The organism is Arthrobacter sp. TJ-266, assembly GCF_058269115.1.
On record NZ_JBZCNC010000003.1, the window covers coordinates 285,927 to 306,496 of the forward strand.

Here is a 20,570-nt window from a genome sequence, read left to right on the forward strand (position 1 = left end):
CGCCCCGCCCGGATCCAGCGGATCCCGGCGGGGCGTACACATCGACTAGGACGCTACCGTGATCGAATCGATGGCGGTCTGGGCGTCCGTGCGGACGGTCTCCGAGATCGGCGCGTTGCCGGCGGAACCTTCAGCTGTCTGCTGGCCCTCTTCGCTGACCACGTAGGACTCGAAAGCCTTGACGAGATCGACGGTCTCCTGGTCCTCGTAGGTGCTGCAGACGATGTGGTAGGAGACGAGGACGACGGGGTAGGTGCCTGCCTCTTCGGTATCACGCTCGAGCTCGAGGGACATGTCGACGTCCGACCGGCCCTCGACAGGGGTTGCGACGTCGACGGCGGCGGCGGCGGCCTCGGGGCTGTACGGCACGTACTCCTCGCCGACCTGCACCGCTACGGTGCCGAGGTCACCGACGGCGGAAGCATCGGCATAGGTGATCGCGCCATCGGTGCTCGTCGTGGTGGAAACCACGCCATTGGTGCCCTGGGCGTTCTCCGCGACGAGCTCTGCCGGCCAGGCGCCGTCGGCCTCGTCGGTCCAGACATCGGGTGCCGCTGCGGCGAGGTAATCGGTGAAGTTCTCGGTGGTACCGGAGTCATCCGAACGGTGAACGACGGTGATCGGCGTGCTGGGAAGCTCGGCGTCGGAGTTCTGCGAAGCGATGGCCTCGTCGTCCCACGTGGCGATCTCCCCGCGGAAGATCGACGCGATGGTCGGTGCGTCGAGGTTGAGCTCGTCCACGCCCTCGAGGTTGAACGCGATTGCGATCGGGGAGACGTAGACCGGGATGTTGATGGCGCCATCGGGGCCACAGATCTCCTGCGAGGCGGCGTACTCCTCGTCGTCCAGGTAGGCGTCCGAGCCGGCGAACTGAACGGCCTCGGCGAGGAAGGCCTCACGGCCTGCGCCGGAGCCATCCGGCGAGTACTGGACGGTCGCGCCGTCGTTTGCCGAGGAGAACCCTTCCTGCCACGCGGTCATCGCAGCGTTCTGGGCCGATGATCCTGCGCCGGTCAGGTTTCCGCTGACAGTTGCAGCGCCTTCGGACGCAGGGGCTCCGGATGCTGCCGGCTCGCCAGTCGCGTTGTCAGACCCGCATGCTGTCAATGCCAACGCTGCGATGGAAAATACTGCCGCAGCGCGGCCGAAACGAAGTGCCTTCACGAGATTGTGCCCCTTCCAGGGAATGTTAATCGGAGCGCAGGACGGCGCTCGGTAGAGAGGTACCTCTTCGGGTACATCCCGAAGTTAGGCAGTGCAGGTAAAGAGACTGACCGGCAGACGTTAACGAAAGGTGAACAGCGCACAACCATTGCCCGGTGCGGCCGATCCGCGCTTGCGAATGAGACGAAGATCTCCTGAAGGGCACCTCCTAGACTGGGGGCATGCCGCCGCGTCAGGGAGTCGTCACTGCCCTCGCCTTTTTGCGCACTCGCTTACAAGTGGGATCACGGCGCAGCGCCAACTCGGTGGTCACCGCACTGCAAATGACGATCTGTGCCGTCGGCGCATACGGTTTCGCCGAGTACGTGCTCGGCCACGACGGCCCCCTGTTCGCCGCGACGTCCTCGCTGATCGCCCTCGGGTTCTCGCGTGATCCACGCCTGCGGCGGGTACTCGAGGTGGCCATCGGCTGCACCCTCGGCATCACTCTCGGCGATCTGCTCCTGCACGTCCTCGGTACAGGGCTCTGGCAGGCCGCCGTCGTCCTCTTCGTCTCCATCCTCCTCGCACGCTTCCTCGACAGCGGCACCATCTTCACCACACAGCTGGGCCTGCAGTCGCTACTGGTGGTGCTCCTCCCGGCTCCCGACGGGGGTCCTTTCACGCGCAGCGCGGACGCGATCGTGGGCGGACTCTTCGCGCTGATCGTGACGATGCTGCTGCCACGCGACCCCCGCCGGGAGCCGAAGACGAACGTCCGAGGGCTCCTCGGGGAGCTGGCCGCCGTGCTGCGCGAGAGCGCCTCGGCCCTCCGTGAGAGTGATTCGACCATGGCCTGGCACGCACTCGTCCGCGCCCGGAACTGTCAATCGCAGCTCGACGGCCTGACGGGCAGCATGCGCGCCGCGCAGGAGGTGGCACGCCTCTCGCCCGCCTACCGGCGTCACCGGGACGAGCTGGGCGACCTGCGCAGTGCGGTCGAGTCCATCGACCTCGCGATCCGCAACAGCAGGGTGTTCTCGCGGCGGCTGACCTCCGCCATCAACCACACGGCCCTGTCCGACGACGAGATCGAGACCCTCGGGCAGTCCATCGACGACACCGCGGACGCCGTCGACACCCTCAGCCGCGCGTTGTCCTCCCGGGACTCGACAGAGCGGAGCCTCAACCTCCGGCAGGCCCGCAACGAGCTCGCCGCCGTGGCCACGGACCTCCACCCCCAGACCCTGCGGATCAGCGGGCTTGAGGGCGAGGGCCTGGTGCTGCTGCTCCGGCCGCTGGTCGTGGACCTGCTGGAGGCGACGGGCCTCTCCCACGAGGACGCCGCCGATTACATGCCGCGGCTCTGACCCCTACTCCACAGCGGTACCTGCCACCCAGGATCGTCGGTACCCGCCGGTAGCCTGACACCATGGCCACGAAGACCTCCACCACCGCGCGCTCGGGCCGCGGCAACCTCCCCAACTTCCGGTGCGCGGAATGCGGCTGGACCACGGCGAAGTGGGTGGGCCGGTGCGGCGAGTGCCAGGCATGGGGCACCGTCGAGGAGGCGGGCCAGGTGACGGCGCGCACGACGGCGGCCACCGCCGTGACGACGCCCGCGCGCCGGATCGCCGACGTCGACGCGACCCTCTCGGGCTTCCAGCCCACGAAGATCGACGAGCTCGACCGCGTGCTGGGCGGTGGCCTCGTGCCGGGCGCCGTGATCCTGCTCGCCGGCGAACCGGGTGTCGGCAAGTCCACGCTCCTGCTCGACGTCGCCGCGCGCGTGGCCCGGCTCGGCAAGGACGTCCTCTACGTCACGGGCGAGGAGTCCGCGGCGCAGGTGAAGCTGCGCGCGGATCGGATCGACGCCGTCGCCGACTCCCTCTACCTCAGCGCGGAGACGGACCTCGGCCAGGCCCTCGGTCAGGTGGAGAAGCTCGACCCCTCCCTCCTGGTGGTGGACTCCGTGCAGACGCTCAGCAGCGCTGCCGTGGACGGCAGCGCCGGCGGGGTGACCCAGGTGCGCGAGGTCGCGGCGTCGCTCATCGGCGCGGCGAAGGCCCGCGGCATGACCACCCTGCTCGTGGGACACGTCACCAAGGACGGCTCCATCGCAGGCCCGCGACTGCTGGAGCACCTCGTGGACGTGGTCTGCCAGTTCGAGGGTGAGCGCCATTCCCGGCTGCGGCTGCTCAGGGCCATCAAGAACCGCTACGGCCCCACGGACGAGGTTGGCTGCTTCGACCTGACGGACGCCGGGATCGAAGGGCTTGCCGACCCGAGCGGACTGTTCGTCTCGCGGACCAAGGACCCGGTCTCCGGTACGTGCATCACCGTGACCCTCGAGGGGCGCCGACCACTGCTTGCCGAGGTGCAGGCACTGCTCGCCGAATCACCGAACTCACAGCCGCGGCGTGCCACGAGCGGGCTCGACAGCTCGAGGGTCGCCATGCTTCTGGCGGTGCTGCAGAGCCGGGCCTCGCTGAGCCTCCACAAGGACGACAGCTACGTCGCGACCGTCGGCGGTGTTCGGCTGACCGAGCCGGCGACGGATCTCGCCGTCGCCCTCGCCATCGCCTCGGCGAAGGCGGACCACCCGCTGCCGGCGCGGCTGATCGCGTTCGGCGAAGTGGGCCTCGCAGGCGAGGTGCGCCCCGTGCCCGGGATCGGCCGGCGCATCCAGGAGGCGGAGCGGCTCGGCTTCACCCACGCGATCGTGCCCGCCTCACCCGGCGGCACCGGGCCCGTGCCGAAAGGCTTCTCGGTGCGCGAGGTGTCGACGCTGGCCGAGGCGCTCGCGATCCTCTTCTGACCCGAGCCTCTCCTGACGCGGCCGCCCGGCCCATCTCGGCGACCGCACAGCCGTTCGTCCGCGCCTACACCCCGACGACGGTGAGCCACCCGGCCAGGGCCACCAGCGTGATGACGAGGACCGGCAGCGTGAGGACGATCCCCGTGCGGAAGTACTGACCCCAGCCGATGTGGATGCCCTTGCGGTCGAGCACGTGCAGCCACAGGAGAGTCGCGAGACTGCCGATGGGCGTGATCTTCGGCCCGAGGTCCGACCCGATGACGTTCGCGTAGATCATCGCCTCCTGCGTCAGCCCCGTCGCTCCGGCCGAGCCGATGGCCAGTGCCGCGATCAGCACGGTGGGGAGGTTGTTCATGAGCGAGGCGAGGACCGCCACGATCACCCCGACACCGAGTGCCGTGATCAGGACACCGTGGGAGCCGATGCCCGCGAAGACGCCCGCGAGCTCGTCCGTGGGGCCCTGGTTCCGCAGCCCGTACACCACGAGGTACATCCCGATGGAGAACAGGACGATCTGCCAGGGCGCTTCCCGGAGGATCCGCGGTACCGAGATGGCGCGCGCCGGGGCGGTGCCGTCCGGGGCCGTCGGGGTGGCCCTCGAGGGTCCCGGCGCCCCGGTGGCTCCCGCCGCGGCGCTTCCGGAGGACCGGGCGAACAGGAACCCGGGCTGTCGGGAGGCCACGAGCATCAGGACCACCGCGCCGACGCCCGCGACGGCCGAGAGCGGCACGCTGAGCGGTTCCGCTGCGAAGTAGCCGATCAGGAGGATTCCGAGCACCACCCAGCCCGTCCTGAAGGTCAGCGGATCGGTGATGGCGGAGCCCGGCCGGGCGAGGTCTCCGACGTCGTAGTGGCGCGGGATGGCCCGGCGGAAGAACAGGAGCAGGACGCCGAGGCTCGCGGCCACCGACACGATGCCGACGGGCACCATGACGACGGCGTAGCGGGCGAAGCCGATGTCGAAGAAGTCGGCGGTGACGATGTTCACGAGATTGGACACCACCAGCGGCAGGCTTCCCGCGTCGGCGATGAATCCGCACGCGATCACGAAGCCGAGCGAGGCCTTAGCCGGGAAGTCGAGGGCGAGGAGCATCTGGATGACGATCGGCGTGAGGATCAGGGCGGCGCCGTCGTTCGCGAACACCGCGGAGATCGCGGCACCGAGCAGGACGATCAGCGTGAACAGCAGCAGCCCGTTGCCCCGCCCCCAGCGGGCGACGTGGAGTGCGGCCCAGGTGAAGAAGCCCGATTCGTCGAGGATCAGCGAGATGATCACGATCGCCACGAAGGCGAAGGTCGCGTTCCACACGAAGTCCCACACCACCGGGACGTCGGAGAGGCTCACCACCGTGGTGAGCAGCGCCGCGACCGCCCCGCCGAGCGCGGACCAGCCGATGCCGAGACCCCGCGGCTGCCAGATGACGAGGGTCAGGGTGGCGAGGAAGATCAGGACGGCGACCACGGTCATACCGGTCATGGCGCAGGGCTCCTTACAGGAGGGCAGGAAGGGCTGAGAGGAAGGCGAGGATGCCGTGGCACGGGAGGAAACCGTCCACGCATGACGGACCACCTCCCGCGGGCACGGCGACGCGGGAGTGGGAAGCGGTCGGTCAGGTGGTGAGGGAGGCGTGTAAGGCGGTGACGCGGGCGAGGATGTCGTCGCGTGCCAGGCGCATGCGCTCGATGCCGTCGATGCCGCGCTCGCTGGGCTCATCGGTCTCCCAGCGCTCGTACCGCGGGCCTTCGACCGCGTCGACCTGCGCCTCGGCCCCGAGGAGGACGACGACGTCGGCCCGTGCCTGGTCCTCGGCCGTGATCCTCCGGGGCGTGTTCGCTCGGATGTCCACCCCGACGTCCTCGAGCACCTCGGCGGAGAGGGCGTTCACCGCGGAGCCGGGTGCGGTGCCGGCGGAGTCGACGAGGACGGACGCACCCGCGACCTTCGCCATGAGACCGGCGGCCATCTGCGACTTGCCGCCGTTCTTGACGCACACGAACAGGACGGACGGGCGGGCCTGAGGAGTCACGTGTTCTCGCTTCGGGGTGTCGGTGGAGACTGAAAGGGCTCAGGGATTTTCGGTCAGCACATGCGCGAGGGAGTCGAGCGCCCCGGGCACGATCGAGAAGTACGCCCACACGCCGCGCTTCTCGCGGTGCAGGATGCCCGCGTCGACGAGGACCTTCAGGTGATGGGAGACCGTGGGCTGACCGAGGCCGAGCGGGCCGGTCAGGTCACACACGCATGCCTCGTTCCCGGCACTCGACGAGATCAGGGAGACCAGGCGGAGCCGCCCGGGTCGGCGAGCGCCTTGAACTGCCTGGCGAGTGCGTCGGCCCGCTCGGGGCTCATCGCCTGTACACCCGAGGGCACGCAGCAGCGCTCCTCGGCAGCGAGGGACGACGCAGCGGAGGACGACGCAGCGGAGGACGACGCATCTGAGGACAGCGCGTCGGAGGACAGCGCATCGGAGGCGCGCTCTGCGACGTCCGCGGAGACAGTGGTCATACGCCCAGCATACCAACGCATTGACACTCATCGATACGTTTGCGCGTACTCGGACCGCCACCGATCGACCTCCGGGAACGCCGAGTACGGCGCGCGCCCGCCACCGAAGGATCCCCATGACCACCGCCTCAGCTGAAGCCGTCAGGCCCTCGGTCCTCTTCGTCTGCGTCCACAATGCAGGCCGCTCACAGATGGCTGCGGCGTACCTGAGCCACCTCTCCGGAGGGCGCATCGATGTCCTCTCGGCCGGGTCGCAGCCTGCCGATCAGGTGAACCCCTCGGCCGTCGAGGCCATGAGGGAGAAGGGTATCGACATCACCGCCGAGACGCCGAAGATCCTCACCACGGACGCCGTCCGGGCCTCGGACGTGGTGGTCACGATGGGTTGCGGCGACGAATGCCCGTACTTCCCGGGCAAGCGCTACGAGGACTGGGTGCTCGAGGACCCGGCGGGCAAGGGCGTGGAGTCCGTCCGGCCCATTCGCGACGAGATCAAGCGCCGCGTCCAGGTGCCGATCGGCGAACTGCTTCCCTCCAACGCGTGACCCGGCGGGCTGTGCGCTCAGCACGTCCCACGGGGCCGGCCGCCGTCGTCGTGCCGTCGACGTTACCGATCTGCGACGCGCCCCGGCGCTGAGGTCCCGCCACCGCCAGTAGTATTGCGTTGGCTGCGCGGCCCGTCCGCAGCCCCGGCCATCCTCTCCTGGAGCACGACGACGCCGACCGCCCGTCCGTGCCGGGTCCCCGACGGCGTGTGCGGCGAAAGGATAGGCCCATGGTCCGCAGTCCGGAGGACTCGCTCAAAGCCACCCTCGCCCGGGTTGCCCCCGGAACGCAGCTGCGCGACGGCCTCGAACGCATCCTGCGCGGCCGCACCGGCGCGCTGATCGTGCTCGGCTTCGACCGCACCGTGGATTCCATCTGCTCCGGTGGGTTCGACATCGGTATCGAGTTCTCCCCCACGCGCCTTCGCGAGCTGGCGAAGATGGACGGCGCGATCGTGTGCGACAAGGACGCCAGCCGGATCCTCCGCGCCGCCGTCCAACTGGTGCCCGACCACACCATCGAGACGCAGGAATCCGGCACACGCCACCGGACCGCCGAGCGCGTGGCCAAGCAGACCGGCCTGCCCGTGATCAGCGTCAGCCAGTCCATGCAGATCATCGCCCTCTACATCGACGGCCTGCGATTCGTCCTCGAGGGCTCCGAGCCCGTCCTGGCGCGCGCGAACCAGGCGCTGGCGACCCTCGAGCGCTACCGTGCGCGGCTCGACCAGGTGACGAACTCGCTGTCGGCACTCGAGATCGAGGCGATGGTCACGGTGCGCGACGTCGCAGTCACACTGCAGCGCCAGGAGATGGTCCGCCGTATCTCCGAGGAGATCTCGCAGTACGTCCTGGAACTCGGCGTCGACGGCCGGCTGCTGTCGCTGCAGGTGGAGGAACTGACCACGGGCCTCGGCCCCGGTCCCGAGATGGTGCTGCGGGACTACATGGACCTCGGCTCGAGCACCGCGCCGCTCGACGAGCGCGCGGCGACCCTGCAGGGTTTCAGCTCCACGGACCTGATCGATCTCGGCACCATCGCCAGCGTGCTCGGCTTCAACCCCTCGGCCGACTCCCTCGAAGCGGTGATCCAGCCCAAGGGCTACCGGCTGCTCTCGGGCATCAAGGCCGTGCCACCCGCGGTCGCGAACCGCCTCGTGGAGCACTTCGACGGGCTGCAGAACCTCATGGCTGCGAACATCGAGGACCTCATGGCGGTGGACGGCATCGGCGAACAGCGTGCCCGGACCGTCCGGGAGGGCCTCTCGCGCATCGCGGAGACCAGCCTCCTCGACCGCTTCATGTAGCCCTGCCACCGGGTGGCCCCGCCGGGCCGCTCACTCCTGCAGGGTGAACCCGACGGGCTCGCTGCTCCGCGCGCCGAGCCGCGTGGTGAGGGTGTACTCGCCGGGCGCGGGCTCCTCGTCGACGACCGTGCACTCCGGCACCGTCCTGGTGCGCGACCAGTCGAACGTGGCGCGCTCCTCACCGCCGGGTTCGATGGTCTGCTGGAGGTCCTGCGAATCGGCCTGGCAGTCGACCGAGGAGAACACCCGCTCGCCGTCGCTCGTCAGCACGAACTCCATCTGCGACGTGCCGACGTTCACCTCACACGCCTCCGTGCCCGTGTTCCGCACCACGAGTGAGAGCACGGGCTCCTCCCCCGGCGCGTAACTGGGCTTGTCGGTCTCGGCCTCGACGACGACGGCGGTCGCACAGCCGGCGGCCGTCGCTGACGGCGCCGGAGTGGCGGACGGCGTCGGGGTTGCGGACGGGGATGCGGCGGTCGGCGACGGTGTCGGTGTCGGTGTCGGAGATGGCGTCGACGCAGCCGACGGTGGGGCCGTCGTGTCCGGGGTGGGTGCCTGAGCGTCCGTCGCGGAGGAGGTCGGGGCAGCCGCTTCGGTGCCGCGCGCCCCCGGACCGAAGGCACCCGCGAGCGTCGCGGCACCGACGGCCAGACCCGCGAGCAGGAGCAGCAGCAGGACGACGGCGACGAGGCGCCGCCTGCGGTACACGGCCTGACTCGGCCGCCGCCCGCCGCGCAGGGGTGGGTCGAAGTGAGGACTGCCCGTCGATGCCATGCATCAAGGCTAGGGAGCGGTGCCCGCATTCAGGCTGCCACCACGCCGGTGGCTAGAGTATTCAGGATGATCACTCCAGGAACGGCCGGTGCCGGCGCGGCCACCTCGATCCGCGCGGCTCGTTCCACCGGCACGGCGACGTCGACCGGCACGGCTACGCCGACCGGCATGGCCGAGACCACCGGGACCACCGGGACCACCGGCGCGACGCTCGAGGACCTGCACCTCCGCGTCACCTCATGGTTCGCCTCCACAGCCCGGGATCTACCGTGGCGGGAAGAGCGGTGTTCGCCCTGGGGCATCCTCGTCAGCGAGGTGATGCTGCAGCAGACCCCCGTGGTCCGGGTGCTGCCGGTCTGGCGCGAGTGGCTTGAACGGTGGCCCACTCCCGCCGATCTCGCTGCCGAACCCTCCGGCACGGCGGTCCGCCACTGGGGCCGCCTCGGCTATCCGCGCCGCGCCCTGCGTCTGCACGCCGCAGCCACCGCCATCGTGGCCGATCACGGAGGCGCCGTCCCCTCCACGCACGACGAACTGCTCTCGCTCCCCGGCGTCGGCGCCTACACGGCCGCCGCGGTTGCCGCCTTCGCCTTCGGGCGCCGCGAGACGGTGGTGGACACCAACATCCGTCGCGTCCACGCACGACTGTTCGGCGGAGAGGCGCTCCCGTCGCCGTCGCTCACCAGCGCGGAGATGAAGCGTGCCGCCGCCCTCTTACCCGAGGACGACGCCCTGTCCGTCCGGTGGAATGCGGCCGTCATGGAGTTGGGAGCGGTCATCTGCACCGCCCGATCACCGCTGTGCAACGCCTGCCCCGTGATCGACAGCTGCGCGTGGGTGCAGGCCGGACGCCCCGCACCGACCTACGTGCCGCGGGGCCAGTCGTGGGCGGGGACGGACCGCCAGGTGCGGGGGGCGATCGTCGCCGTGCTCAGGGAAGCGCAGGAACCGGTACCGCGGGCCAGGCTCTCCGAACCACCCGTCGCCCTGTCCGTCGATCAGCCTACCGACCCGGGGGTTGACCCGGGCGCCGTCCCGCGGGTGAGCTCGGGCTCCGACCCGCGTACCGACTCAGGTTCCGACCCGAGTGCCGACCCGGGTGCCGGGCAGCTCACGTTCGCAGGGCGGGGCGGAGCACCGGGCAGCGGCATCAGCGGTGGGGCGCTCGCCACGCTGCACGCGCTGCAGGCGCCCCCGGAGCAGCTCGACCGTGCCATCGCCGGCCTCCTCGCGGACGGCCTGGCGGAGGAGTCCGACGGCGCGCTGGCATTGCCGGGCTGACACCTGTCCGACACGCTGAGCAATCCGGCTGCACAATTGAGCCCGGCGACGCACGCGGACCGGCCGTGTGATCGGCCCAGGACAGCACGCGGACCGGACGGAATGGTCCGGCGGCGTCACGGACGCGGGTCAGGCCTGCTCGCCGAACCCCGACTCCACGGCCGTACCGATCACCTCGACGGCGGTGCGGGCGTCGGGCCCGGTCGCTTCCGCGGTGAGCGTCTTACCCTGCCCGAGCCCGAGACTCATGAGCAACATCACCGATTTCGCGTCCACGCCGTTCACCAGGACCTCGGCGTCGAGCTCCGCGAGGGCCGTTGCGAGCGCGGCCGCCGGCCGGGCATGCAGACCCATCTGGTTCCGTAGCGTCCACGACCCCTCGGCTCGCGGGCCGTCGCTCCCGGCGGGGGTGTCGACCGGTCCGCCCGGTGCAGCCGCTGCGTGGGTCACGAACGGTTCGAGTTCCTCGGGCCGGATCGACACGACGGCGCCCTCCGCGGCGCGGACCACCTCGTCCAGCGACCCTCCGCCCTGGGACTGCACCGCGGCGGCCACCGCTCCCTCCACGAGTGCCGCCTGCGCGAGCCGCACGCGGTCGCGGACCGACGGGTCGAGGAACTCGAGCACCATCTCGGCGGTCATCACGGCGGAACCGAGATCGGTCAGCAGCACCACGCCGTCGTGCCCGTCCGCCCTCTCGATCCCCGCCTGCACCCGCTCGAGGCTCGTGCCGATGCGTGAGGTCCCCCCACCGTCGTCGACGCCACCCGCGGCGACGATGACGACGTCGGCCGCCATCTGCCCGGCCAGCTCGACGACGCCCTCCGCGATCTTCTCGCTGTGGGAGACGATGACCAGCCCGACGCTCATGCCACCTCTCCTCCGGCGGCGCGGGCGGCAGCCGAGAGGATCAGGGCGGTCGAGACCGCTCCGGGGTCCTGGTGCCCGGCGCTGCGTTCACCGAGGTAGCTCGCCCTGCCCTTCCGCGCGATCAGCGGCTCCGTCGCCACGGCGCCGGCGTGGGCCGCGTTCGCCGCCGCCGCGAGGAGATCGGCGGCGGAGGCGCCGGCCTGCGCCGCGGTCTCGGCCGCCTCGGCGGCGGGCGTCCACGCGTCCACCATGGTCTTGTCGCCCACCTCGGCCTTGCCGCGCGCCACGATCCCGTCGCGGGCAGCCGCGATCATGGTCGCCGCTGCCTGGGCGTCGATCTCCTCCACGTCACCGAGCGACGTCGCCGCGCGGAGGAACGCGGTACCGTACAGCGGCCCGGCGGCTCCGCCGACGGTGGACATCAGCGTCATGGCGACGAGCTTCAGCACCGCCGAGGGCGTGGCGGGTGCATCTCCCGAGTCCAGCTTGAGGACGACGGCGCCGAAACCGCGGTCGAGGTTCTCGCCGTGGTCGGCGTCGCCGATCACTCGGTCGAGGTCGATGAGCAGAGCGCGGTTCTCCGAGACGACGCGCGCCGTCTCCCGGATCCAGCGGACGGCCCACGCGGTGTCGAGGGGCTCGGTCATCCTCAGACCCCCCAGCGCAGTGCCGCGGTGTGCACCGGTGCGTCCCAGAGGCCGAGCATCTCGTCGTCGGCCCTCAGGACGGTCAGCGACGCCCCCTGCATCTCGAGGGCCGTGATGTAGTTGCCGACCAGTGAGCGGTCGATGGTGATGCCCAGCCCCTCGAGCAGCTGGGACACCTTCCGGAAGACGATGTACAGCTCGCTGGCGGGCGTCCCGCCCATGCCGTTCACCATGACGATGGTGCGGTCGCCGCGGGCGAGGCCGAGGTCGGTCACGATCGGGTCGAGGAGCCGCTGCGTGATGCCGTCGGCGTCCTCCATCGCGATCCGGTGGCGCCCCGGCTCGCCGTGGATCCCGACGCCGATCTCGATCTCGTCCTCCCCGAGGTCGAAGCTCGGAACGCCGGCGTGCGGCACGGTGCAGGCCGCGAGCGCGACGCCCATGGAGCGCACGTTGTCGATGACGCGTTGGGCGACGGCGGTGACGGCGTCGAGGTCGTCCCCGCGCTCCGCGGCGGCGCCCGCGATCCGCTCGACCAGGACGGTGCCGCCCACGCCTCGCCGGCCTGCGGTGTAGAGGGAGTCCTCGACGGCGACGTCGTCGTTCACGAGGACCGAGCGGACGCGTACGCCGTCGGCCTCCGCCATCTCGGCCGCCGTCTCGAAGTTGAGGACGTCACCGGTGTAGTTCTTCACGATGTGCAGCACACCCGCGCCGCCGTCCACGGCTACCGTGGCGGGGATGATCTGGTCGGGCGTCGGGGAGGTGAACATGGCACCCGGCACGGCGGCGTCGAGCATGCCGCGCCCCACGAAGCCTGCGTGCAGCGGCTCGTGGCCGCTCCCGCCTCCGGACACGAGGCCCACCTTGCCCTGGACGGGGGCATCCGTGCGGGTGATGAACAGCGGGTCCGGATGGACCGTGACGAGGTCTGCGTGCGCGATGCCGAATCCCTCGACGGACTCGCCGACCACGGCTCTGGGGTCATTGATGAGCTTCTTCACGAAAGGTGCTCCTGGTTCTGGACGGACTGCTACGGACGTGTCGATGACCTGCAGCCCGCCTCACGTGGACCACCCCGGCCACGATGAACGTTACCGCCCGCACCTGACCCTGCCTATAGGTCCGCACGCAGCCATCGGTGCCGCCCGGAACGCCCGAGGGAGGGCCCCGTGACGGGTGCCCTCCCTCGAGTGTCCTGCGCTCACATCATGTGCGGCGGCAGTAATCAGTGGCCCTGCTTGAACGCATCCTTGACGTTCTCGCCGGCATCCTTGATGCTCGATGACGCCTGGTCCTTGTGGCCTTCGGCTTCCAGATTCTCGTCGCCGGTCGCCTTGCCCAGACCTTCCTTGATCTTGCCGCCCAGGCCTTCGCCCTTGTTCCCGATCTTGTCATCCAGTCCCATGATGCGGACCTCCTTCAGTTCGGTGATCGGCCATCGGTTCCGATGGCCCGCCTGCTCCGCACGAGGCGATGCTAAGTAGCCTTACTCTAGGCTCACCCGGTGCCCGATGGCCAGCCGGGCCCTGCGGCACTACAGGAGCCGCAGCATCCTCGTGTTCCCGAGGGTGTTGGGCTTCACCCGGGCGAGGTCGAGGAACTCGGCGATGCCCTCGTCGTGTGAGCGGAGCAACTCCGAGTAGATCACCGGGTCCACGGCCGACTGGTCCGCCATTACCTCGAACCCGTGGCGCCTGAAGAACTCCACCTCGAAGGTGAGGCAGAAGACGCGAGCCACCCCCACCTGCCTCGCCTCCTCCAACAGCGCCTCGACGAGGGCGTGACCCACACCGCGGCCGCGGGCAGCGCTGGACGTGGCGAGGGTGCGTACTTCTGCGAGGTCCTCCCACATGACGTGCAGTGCACCGCAGCCGAGCACCTCGCCGGTCTCCGACTCCGCGATCCGGAACTCCGGCAGGCCCTCGTAGTAGGCCACGGTCTCCTTGGCCATCAGGATGCGCTGCTCGGCCAGCGGCTCCACGAGACCCTTGATCGCTGGGACGTCGGAGGTGCGGGCGCGGCGGATGGTGAAGGTCGGGCTCATCCTGTTCACCCTAACGACAAACCGCCGGACCGCAGGACGCTGGGGGCGTCCACCGATCCGGCGGTCCATCGGCCCGCGGGGCCGACGCGATGGTCAGGGGTCAGCGCCCTGCGGCGGCCGTACCCCTCGGCGTGGCGCTCGGCTCCTCGCCATGGGCTTCCTCGACGGCAGCGAAGGCGGGGTCATCCGCGTACGACTTCAGCTTCGCCACGCGGTAGATGATCAGCGCGTAGACGGCCTTCGCCGCGATGTCGGCCAGCGAGTAGCCGCCCTGCTTGAGCACCCAGGCATCCGCGCCCGAGATACCGAGCAGCGGGAGCGCATAGGCCAGCGGGTACACGAGCCAGCTCGCGAGGAGCAGGACGCGGAGCCTCGAGATGAGCTTCGCAACCTCCGGCGGCTGCCGGTCCAGCGACTTCGTGAGCTCCACGAACAGCACGTACAGGATGTAGAGGAACGGCAGGGTCGAGAGGACACCCCAGATGATCCTGGAGCCGTCCGTGGTGCTGATCTCCCCCGGGTACCCGAGTGCGATCATCAGCGTGGCGGCGGGGATCAGCTTGCGCAGCAGGCTCGACTGGAGCTGGCGGGTCAGGGCGAGCACCGCGATGAGCTCCACCAGCAGCAGCGGGACCGTCAACAGCCAGTCGACGTAGCGGTACCCCTCGTTGAAGGACGTCCCGGCGGCCTGCGTGTAGGTTCCGCGCCCACCGATCGCGTCGGTGACGAACGCTTCCTTGAACGAGTCGAAGATCCTGAAGTAGTGGTACGCCGCGATCCCGCACACGATCGCGGCGATGATGAGTGCCTGGCGGTATCGCGGGAGGACCCGCTGGAGGACGAGCACGAGGAAGAGCGCGGTGAACAACTGGGAGGCGATGACCAGGGAGAGGAAGTTGTAGACGGTGTCGAACTGACCCTGGGTGAGGGTTTCTGGAATCATGAACGTGCTCCTTCGCACAGAATCGAATGATCTCTGCACGGCGGTGGACAATGGAAACTGTCCTGTTCCACGCGGCGTGTGCGCTGATTCTACGCCCGGTAGAAGCATTCTTCTACGATTTGTAGAAGCTATTTTCCACAATCTGTGAAAGATGTCCGTGGCGCCCCGTCGACGGGTTCTGCCCCATCGGCGGGGCAGGCCTCACAGCCCCAGTTCACGCGGCAGCTCCCGCTCCTGTCCGAGGACGTGCTCCGCGAGGAACGCGTCGATGACGGAGTACCAGACCTTCGTGTGCTGCGGCTTCAGGATCCAGTGGTTCTCGTCCGGGAAGTACAGGAAACGGTGTGCCGTGCGGCCGCTCTCGTCGGCGGGCAGCCGGGAGTGCGACAGCAGTTCGTACCAGAGCCGGAGGCCCTCGCCGATGGGGACGCGGTAGTCCTTGTCGCCGTGGATGACCAGCATCGGCGTGCTGATGTTGGCGACGTGGTGGTGCGGGGAGTTCTCCTCGCGGGCCTCCGGCGTCATCTCGCGCTCCCAGTAGAAGGCGGCGTCCGTCGTGGGGCCGAACTGGTCCAGCGCCCAGAGCGAGGCATGGGTGACGATCGCCGCGAACCGGTCGGTGTGCCCGGCGATCCAGTTGGCCATGTAGCCGCCGAAGCTGCCACCCATCGCCGCCACGCGGGTCTCGTCGATGTCGCTGCGCGCCACGAGGACGTCCGTCGCCGCCATCAGGTCCGTGTAGGGCGCGCGGCCCCATTCGCCCCAGCCGCGATCCACCATGTGCTGGCCGTAGCCGGTGGACAGCGCGGGGTCGGGGAGCAGCACCGCGTACCCCTTGGCGGCCAGCAGCCAGGGTGTCCATCGCCAGGACCACGCGTTCCACGAGCCGATGGGACCGCCGTGGATGGCCAGGAGCGCGGGTACCGGGGCGTCCGCCGAGGCACCCTCCGGCAGGACGAGCCAGGAGCCGATCCGCTGGCCGTCCTCACCCACCGATTCCGAGCGCTCGAGCGTGCCGGGGAGGGCGGGGCGCTCGAAGGGGTTGTGCAGCCGCTCCGTGGCACCGGACGCGAGGTCGATCCGCACTACTTCCGGGGGGAAGAGGTAGGAGCTGCGGAGTGCGTAGGCGGTCCGTCCGTCGGGCGCCACCTGCACATCGGTGTAGGAGGCTGCATCCGTGGTGACCTGCCGCACCGCTCCCGATGCGGCGTCTATGACGAAGACGGGCGAGGCGCCGTCGTCGTCCGCCGTGACCACGAGAGCGGAGCCGTCGGGGAGCCACCCTGCGGGTGCGGGCCAACGATCCCAGTCGGTGGCGAGTGGCACGGGCTCGCTGCCGTCCAGGGGGACGAGGACCAGGGAGGTCTGCGGCGCCAGGTCCGCGGTGGTGCGGCGGTCACGCGAGACGACGAGCGTCTTTCCGTCCGGACTGACCGGGCCGGGCGCATACCCGTACGCCGGATCCTCGAGGAGCACGTCCACCTGCTTCGTGGCGAGGTCCACGCGTGCGAGGACGACACGCTGGGAACCCCGTGCCTCCGGCAGCGTCATCGAGGTGAAGAGCGCGGCTCCGTCCGGGGACAGCACCGGATGGGCGTCGCGCAGGTTGCCACGGGCGGAGGGCGTGAGGTCCTCCAAGTTCTCCAGGTCACCGGGGCCGTCGGGGTGAAGGCTCTGAAGGTTCGTGAGGGCGAAGTACCGGGGCTCGCCTGGACCGAGATCGGCGTCCCAGTACCGCACGGGATATTCGGAGTGGAGGATCGCGGCCACGCCGGAGTCCTTCCGCGCCTTCCGCCGTTCGGCGTCGTCCTCCTCCCCGGTGGAGCCCGCGAGTACGTCAGCGGTCACGACGACGACGTCGCTCGCCTCCGCGGCGGTCACGCCTCCCACTCCGCCCTCGCGCGTCAGGAGCAGCGCGGCCTCGCCGCCGGCCGCGGGGAGCCGCCACAGAGCCGTGCGCTTCTCGGCGTCGGCGTCCTGCGGATCAGGGCGCGACGACGCGAACAGGAGGTCACCACTGGCGAGGAAGGCAGCGCCCGATTCCCCTGCCGCGCTCCTCGTGAGGCGGCGGGCCGGGGCGTCGCCGGCAGGGTCGATCTCCCAGAGCGCCGTCTGGTACCCCGTCTTCTTCAGCGTCAGCGTCGCCATCGACGTGACGAGGCGGCTGCCGTCCCGGTTGAGGGTGAGGCCGCTGAGACGGGGAAGGGCGACGAAGTCGTCGAGGGAGGAGAAGGGGGTGGTCATGGCTCATCTCTACCAGCAGCTGTGCGCCCCGTCACAGGAGTTCACTGACAGAGGAATACGGTTGCCGCAGGCACCGATGGCTCCAGCGGCGGTCGACGGCACCCGAGGGCATGGGGGCGGACAGCACGAAGCCCGCCCCGCGAGACGCGGAACGGGCTTCGTTCATCGAGCGATTGAGCAGTCGAGCGATCCGGAGGGATCAGTCGCGGACGGAGGCCTCGAGCGCGGCGGGCGCGTCCTCGATCTCCTTCGGTGCGCCATGGCCGATGAAGGTGAAGCGTGCTTCGTCTCCCTCGCCCTCGACGTCGATGTCGATCCGCTCGCCGGACGTGATCTCGCCGAAGAGGATCTTCTCCGAGAGCTGGTCCTCGATCTCGCGCTGGATGGTGCGGCGCAGCGGCCTCGCACCCATCGCCGGGTCGTAGCCACGCGTGGCCAGCAGCACCTTGGCCGCGGGCGTGAGCTCGATCGTCATGCCCTTGTCAGCCATGCGACCGCTCAGGCGCTCGAGGAACAGGTCCACGATCTGCACGATCTCGTCCTGCGTGAGCTGCGGGAACACCACGGTGTCATCGACGCGGTTGAGGAACTCGGGCCGGAAGTGCTGCTTGAGCTCCTCCGTGACCTTTGCCTTCATCCGGTTGTAGCTCGTCGTTGTGTCCGTGCCGGACTGGAAGCCCGTCATGACGCCCTTCGAGATGTCACGTGTTCCGAGGTTGGTGGTCATGATGATCACCGTGTTCTTGAAGTCCACCATGCGGCCCTGGCTGTCGGTCAGGCGGCCGTCCTCGAGGATCTGCAGGAGCGAGTTGAAGAGATCGGCGTGCGCCTTCTCCACCTCGTCGAACAGCACCACGGAGAAGGGCTTGCGGCGGACCTTCTCGGTCAGCTGGCCGCCTTCCTCGTAGCCGACGTAGCCCGGAGGGGCACCGAAGAGCCTGGAGACGGTGTGCTTCTCCGAGTACTCGGACATGTCCAGCGTGATGAGGGCGTCCTCCTCGCCGAACAGGAACTCGGCGAGTGCCTTGGCCAGCTCGGTCTTACCGACGCCCGTGGGGCCGGCGAAGATGAACGAACCGCCCGGGCGCTTCGGGTCCTTCAGGCCGGCACGTGTGCGCCGGATGGCCTGCGAGATCGACTTGATCGCCTCGTTCTGACCGATGACCCGCTTGTGGAGCTCGGCCTCCATGTTGAGCAGTCGCGAGGACTCGGCCTCGGTCAGCTTGAACACGGGGATACCGGTGGAGTTCGCCAGCACCTCGGCGATGAGCTCCTCGTCCACCTCGGCGATGTCATCGAGGCCGCCGGACTTCCACCGGCGCTCCTTGTCGCTGCGCTCGTCGTGCAGCTTCTGCTCCTTGTCACGGAGCGAGGCAGCACCCTCGAAGTCCTGCGAATCGATCGCCGACTCCTTCTCGCGCTTGACGTCGGCGATACGCTCGTCGATCTCCTTGAGCTCCGGCGGCGCGGTCATGCGGCGGATGCGCAGGCGCGCCCCGGCCTCGTCGATCAGGTCGATCGCCTTGTCCGGCAGGAAGCGGTCGGAGATGTAGCGCTCGGCGAGGGTGGCGGCACTCGTGAGGGCGCCGTCCGTGATCGAGACGCGGTGGTGTGCCTCGTAGCGGTCGCGCAGGCCCTTGAGGATCTCGATCGCGTGGGCCACGGAGGGCTCGGCGACCTGGATGGGCTGGAAGCGTCGCTCGAGGGCGGCGTCCTTCTCGATGTGCTTGCGGTACTCGTCCAGGGTGGTGGCACCGATGGTCTGGAGCTCACCGCGGGCCAGCATGGGCTTCAGGATCGACGCGGCGTCGATCGCCCCCTCGGCAGCACCCGCCCCGACGAGGGTGTGGATCTCGTCGATGAACAGGATGATGTCGCCGCGGGTGCGGATCTCCTTGAGGACCTTCTTCAGGCGCTCCTCGAAATCACCGCGGTACCGCGAGCCCGCCACGAGCGACCCGAGGTCGAGCGTGTAGAGCTGCTTGTCCTTGATGGTCTCCGGGACGTCGCCGCGGACGATCGCCTGGGCGAGGCCCTCGACGACGGCGGTCTTGCCGACGCCTGGCTCGCCGATCAGGACGGGGTTGTTCTTCGTGCGGCGCGAGAGGACCTGCATGACGCGTTCCATCTCCTGCTCGCGTCCGATCACCGGGTCGAGCTTCGACTCGCGGGCAGCCTGCGTGAGGTTGCGACCGAACTGGTCGAGGACCACCGAACCGGCGGGAGTCCCCTCCTGCTGCGGTCCGCCGGCAGCAGCCGGCTCCTTGCCCTGGTAGCCCGAGAGGAGCTGGATGACCTGCTGGCGCACCCTGTTGAGGTCGGCGCCGAGCTTCACGAGCACCTGCGCCGCGACACCCTCTCCCTCACGGATGAGGCCGAGCAGGATGTGCTCGGTGCCGATGTAGTTGTGACCGAGCTGGAGTGCCTCCCGCAGGGAGAGCTCCAGGACCTTCTTGGCACGAGGGGTGAAGGGGATGTGACCGGACGGGGCCTGCTGGCCCTGGCCGATGATCTCCTGCACCTGCTCCCTCACTGCACCCAACGAGATGCTGAGCGACTCGAGGGCCTTCGCGGCCACGCCCTCGCCCTCGTGGATCAGGCCAAGCAGGATGTGCTCGGTGCCGATGTAATTGTGGTTGAGCATGCGGGCCTCTTCTTGGGCCAGCACGACAACTCGACGGGCACGATCTGTAAATCGCTCAAACATGAGGACACACACTCCTAGCTAACGCGTATTTCGATGCTACGGGCACGGAGTGTGTTGCGGGGGCCTGTTCGCCACAGGCGAGATATCCGCTGGTGGGGCGTCCTCGCGCAGTTGCCCCTGCGGGTCAGCGCTGGGCGGCCCGGAACGCCTCGACGATCTCGCTGTTCACGCGTCCGCGGGCGGAGACGGTGTAGCCGTTCTCCTTGGCCCACTCACGGATCTGCGCGGCTTCCTGGTTGCGGGAGGCCGACGGCGTCCCCGTCCCTGCGGACCGCTGCCGGGACTGATTGCTGCGCCGGGCGGCCGCCACGTAGTCACCGAGAGCGGATCGCAGCTCCGAGGCGTGGGCCTCGGACAGATCGATTTCGTAGTTCACACCATCGAGGCCGAACCTCACCGTTTCATCGGCTTCTCCCTCGTCGATGTCATCGATGAGGATGATCTTCACCTTCTGTGCCACGGCATGCTCCTCTGAACTCTTCGAATTGATACCCCAATGAAGTATGGGGCACTATTCGAGCGAGGTCAAAAGATTCATTCTTTTCGCGGATCTATTCCTGGTTCGTCATTCCGCTGCGAGGCCTCGCGCGCCCGGAAATCCTCGGCATCCTGCAATTCTTCCGCGCGGGCCATGGCTTCGCGCTCTGCACGGTCAGCGTTGAATATGGACTTGATCACGAAATAGAAAAGTAGTGCCAAGCAGGCTGAGGGTAGGAGGACGGCGACATATTCCAC

At 69.3% G+C, this 20,570-nt stretch carries 19 protein-coding genes and 1 pseudogene; 5 read left to right on the top strand and 15 right to left on the bottom strand.

All coding sequences use genetic code 11. The annotated features are described in order from the left end of the window. Nucleotides 1-45: 45 nt before the first annotated feature. Entirely contained in the window at nucleotides 46-1,164 is a 1,119-nt protein-coding gene (pstS, locus tag AC4D12_RS09970; RefSeq protein ID WP_490949770.1) for a phosphate ABC transporter substrate-binding protein PstS, read from the bottom strand. Between the two features lie 221 nt (nucleotides 1,165-1,385). On the opposite strand from pstS, the gene AC4D12_RS09975 reads away from it, so the two are divergent. Together AC4D12_RS09975 and radA are read left to right on the top strand one after the other, a co-directional pair. Continuing rightward, complete coding sequence (locus AC4D12_RS09975) at nucleotides 1,386-2,513, top strand: FUSC family protein (protein WP_490949771.1); 1,128 nt, start codon at nucleotides 1,386-1,388, stop codon at nucleotides 2,511-2,513. 62 nt (nucleotides 2,514-2,575) lie between these two features. Beyond that, on the top strand, nucleotides 2,576-3,961 hold the full coding sequence (radA, locus tag AC4D12_RS09980) for a DNA repair protein RadA (RefSeq protein ID WP_490949772.1): 1,386 nt from the start codon (nucleotides 2,576-2,578) through the stop codon (nucleotides 3,959-3,961). A gap of 64 nt (nucleotides 3,962-4,025) precedes the next feature. On the opposite strand, the gene AC4D12_RS09985 is transcribed toward radA, so the two are convergent. The 3 genes and pseudogenes from AC4D12_RS09985 to AC4D12_RS09995 all read right to left on the bottom strand — a co-directional run bounded on the left by AC4D12_RS09985 (nucleotide 4,026) and on the right by AC4D12_RS09995 (nucleotide 6,311). Continuing rightward, a complete protein-coding gene (locus tag AC4D12_RS09985) occupies nucleotides 4,026-5,438 on the bottom strand; it encodes an arsenic transporter (RefSeq protein ID WP_490949773.1) in 1,413 nt (470 codons plus the stop codon). Nucleotides 5,439-5,571: 133 nt separating this feature from the next. Beyond that, nucleotides 5,572-5,988: an arsenate-mycothiol transferase ArsC gene (locus AC4D12_RS09990; protein WP_490949774.1), complete on the bottom strand. Its 417-nt coding sequence runs from the start codon at nucleotides 5,986-5,988 to the stop codon at nucleotides 5,572-5,574. 39 nt (nucleotides 5,989-6,027) lie between these two features. Further along, a pseudogene (locus AC4D12_RS09995) lies at nucleotides 6,028-6,311 on the bottom strand (ArsR/SmtB family transcription factor). 272 nt (nucleotides 6,312-6,583) lie between these two features. On the opposite strand from AC4D12_RS09995, the gene AC4D12_RS10000 reads away from it, so the two are divergent. Together AC4D12_RS10000 and disA are read left to right on the top strand one after the other, a co-directional pair. Next, nucleotides 6,584-7,012 carry an arsenate reductase ArsC gene (locus AC4D12_RS10000; protein WP_490949775.1) on the top strand — a complete coding sequence of 143 codons (429 nt, stop codon included), beginning with the start codon at nucleotides 6,584-6,586 and terminating at the stop codon, nucleotides 7,010-7,012. A gap of 230 nt (nucleotides 7,013-7,242) precedes the next feature. Further along, entirely contained in the window at nucleotides 7,243-8,319 is a 1,077-nt protein-coding gene (gene disA / locus AC4D12_RS10005) for a DNA integrity scanning diadenylate cyclase DisA (RefSeq protein WP_490949776.1), read from the top strand. 30 nt (nucleotides 8,320-8,349) lie between these two features. On the opposite strand, the gene AC4D12_RS10010 is transcribed toward disA, so the two are convergent. After that, on the bottom strand, nucleotides 8,350-9,096 hold the full coding sequence (locus AC4D12_RS10010) for a hypothetical protein (RefSeq protein WP_490949777.1): 747 nt from the start codon (nucleotides 9,094-9,096) through the stop codon (nucleotides 8,350-8,352). Between the two features lie 168 nt (nucleotides 9,097-9,264). Between AC4D12_RS10010 and AC4D12_RS10015 the strand changes: the two genes are divergently transcribed. Beyond that, nucleotides 9,265-10,377: an HhH-GPD family protein gene (locus AC4D12_RS10015; RefSeq protein ID WP_490950121.1), complete on the top strand. Its 1,113-nt coding sequence runs from the start codon at nucleotides 9,265-9,267 to the stop codon at nucleotides 10,375-10,377. Nucleotides 10,378-10,506: 129 nt separating this feature from the next. Here the strand turns inward: AC4D12_RS10015 and dhaM are convergent, their stop codons facing one another. The 10 genes from dhaM to AC4D12_RS10065 form a co-directional block, all read right to left on the bottom strand. Then, nucleotides 10,507-11,247: a dihydroxyacetone kinase phosphoryl donor subunit DhaM gene (gene dhaM / locus AC4D12_RS10020; protein WP_490949778.1), complete on the bottom strand. Its 741-nt coding sequence runs from the start codon at nucleotides 11,245-11,247 to the stop codon at nucleotides 10,507-10,509. Beyond that, nucleotides 11,244-11,894: a dihydroxyacetone kinase subunit DhaL gene (gene dhaL, locus AC4D12_RS10025; protein WP_490949779.1), complete on the bottom strand. Its 651-nt coding sequence runs from the start codon at nucleotides 11,892-11,894 to the stop codon at nucleotides 11,244-11,246. Before dhaL ends, dhaM begins: the two co-directional genes overlap by 4 nt. Before the next feature lie 2 nt (nucleotides 11,895-11,896). After that, nucleotides 11,897-12,898, bottom strand: coding sequence for a dihydroxyacetone kinase subunit DhaK (dhaK, locus tag AC4D12_RS10030; protein WP_490949780.1), 1,002 nt, complete (start codon nucleotides 12,896-12,898; stop codon nucleotides 11,897-11,899). 224 nt (nucleotides 12,899-13,122) lie between these two features. After that, nucleotides 13,123-13,302 (bottom strand): CsbD family protein, encoded by a 180-nt coding sequence (locus tag AC4D12_RS10035; protein WP_490949781.1) that lies wholly within the window; start codon nucleotides 13,300-13,302, stop codon nucleotides 13,123-13,125. A 129-nt stretch (nucleotides 13,303-13,431) separates the two neighbouring features. Beyond that, nucleotides 13,432-13,941, bottom strand: coding sequence for an amino-acid N-acetyltransferase (locus AC4D12_RS10040; protein WP_490949782.1), 510 nt, complete (start codon nucleotides 13,939-13,941; stop codon nucleotides 13,432-13,434). Nucleotides 13,942-14,041: 100 nt separating this feature from the next. Next, nucleotides 14,042-14,884, bottom strand: a complete 843-nt coding sequence (locus AC4D12_RS10045) for a bacteriorhodopsin-like (protein WP_490949783.1) — start codon at nucleotides 14,882-14,884, stop codon at nucleotides 14,042-14,044. Between the two features lie 201 nt (nucleotides 14,885-15,085). Continuing rightward, nucleotides 15,086-17,128 carry a S9 family peptidase gene (locus tag AC4D12_RS10050; protein WP_490949784.1) on the bottom strand — a complete coding sequence of 681 codons (2,043 nt, stop codon included), beginning with the start codon at nucleotides 17,126-17,128 and terminating at the stop codon, nucleotides 15,086-15,088. 199 nt (nucleotides 17,129-17,327) lie between these two features. Continuing rightward, the gene (locus tag AC4D12_RS10055; RefSeq protein ID WP_490949785.1) at nucleotides 17,328-19,835 is read right to left on the bottom strand and encodes an ATP-dependent Clp protease ATP-binding subunit; all 2,508 of its coding nucleotides are present in this window, start codon (nucleotides 19,833-19,835) and stop codon (nucleotides 17,328-17,330) included. A 124-nt stretch (nucleotides 19,836-19,959) separates the two neighbouring features. After that, nucleotides 19,960-20,295 carry a histone-like nucleoid-structuring protein Lsr2 gene (locus AC4D12_RS10060; RefSeq protein ID WP_490949786.1) on the bottom strand — a complete coding sequence of 112 codons (336 nt, stop codon included), beginning with the start codon at nucleotides 20,293-20,295 and terminating at the stop codon, nucleotides 19,960-19,962. A 74-nt stretch (nucleotides 20,296-20,369) separates the two neighbouring features. Beyond that, the gene (locus AC4D12_RS10065; protein WP_490949787.1) at nucleotides 20,370-20,570 is read right to left on the bottom strand and encodes a hypothetical protein; all 201 of its coding nucleotides are present in this window, start codon (nucleotides 20,568-20,570) and stop codon (nucleotides 20,370-20,372) included.

Excerpts from the sequence above, each read along its gene's own strand:
- AC4D12_RS09975 (WP_490949771.1), top strand. The coding sequence starts at position 1,386 with ATGCCGCCGCGTCAGGGAGTCGTCACTGCCCTCGCCTTTTTGCGCACT.
- radA (WP_490949772.1), top strand. The coding sequence starts at position 2,576 with ATGGCCACGAAGACCTCCACCACCGCGCGCTCGGGCCGCGGCAACCTC.
- AC4D12_RS09985 (WP_490949773.1), bottom strand. The coding sequence starts at position 5,438 with ATGACCGGTATGACCGTGGTCGCCGTCCTGATCTTCCTCGCCACCCTG.
- AC4D12_RS10000 (WP_490949775.1), top strand. The coding sequence starts at position 6,584 with ATGACCACCGCCTCAGCTGAAGCCGTCAGGCCCTCGGTCCTCTTCGTC.
- disA (WP_490949776.1), top strand. The coding sequence starts at position 7,243 with ATGGTCCGCAGTCCGGAGGACTCGCTCAAAGCCACCCTCGCCCGGGTT.
- AC4D12_RS10010 (WP_490949777.1), bottom strand. The coding sequence starts at position 9,096 with ATGGCATCGACGGGCAGTCCTCACTTCGACCCACCCCTGCGCGGCGGG.
- AC4D12_RS10015 (WP_490950121.1), top strand. The coding sequence starts at position 9,265 with ATGGCCGAGACCACCGGGACCACCGGGACCACCGGCGCGACGCTCGAG.
- dhaM (WP_490949778.1), bottom strand. The coding sequence starts at position 11,247 with ATGAGCGTCGGGCTGGTCATCGTCTCCCACAGCGAGAAGATCGCGGAG.
- dhaL (WP_490949779.1), bottom strand. The coding sequence starts at position 11,894 with ATGACCGAGCCCCTCGACACCGCGTGGGCCGTCCGCTGGATCCGGGAG.
- AC4D12_RS10035 (WP_490949781.1), bottom strand. The coding sequence starts at position 13,302 with ATGGGACTGGATGACAAGATCGGGAACAAGGGCGAAGGCCTGGGCGGC.
- AC4D12_RS10040 (WP_490949782.1), bottom strand. The coding sequence starts at position 13,941 with ATGAGCCCGACCTTCACCATCCGCCGCGCCCGCACCTCCGACGTCCCA.
- AC4D12_RS10045 (WP_490949783.1), bottom strand. The coding sequence starts at position 14,884 with ATGATTCCAGAAACCCTCACCCAGGGTCAGTTCGACACCGTCTACAAC.
- AC4D12_RS10050 (WP_490949784.1), bottom strand. The coding sequence starts at position 17,128 with ATGACCACCCCCTTCTCCTCCCTCGACGACTTCGTCGCCCTTCCCCGT.
- AC4D12_RS10055 (WP_490949785.1), bottom strand. The coding sequence starts at position 19,835 with ATGTTTGAGCGATTTACAGATCGTGCCCGTCGAGTTGTCGTGCTGGCC.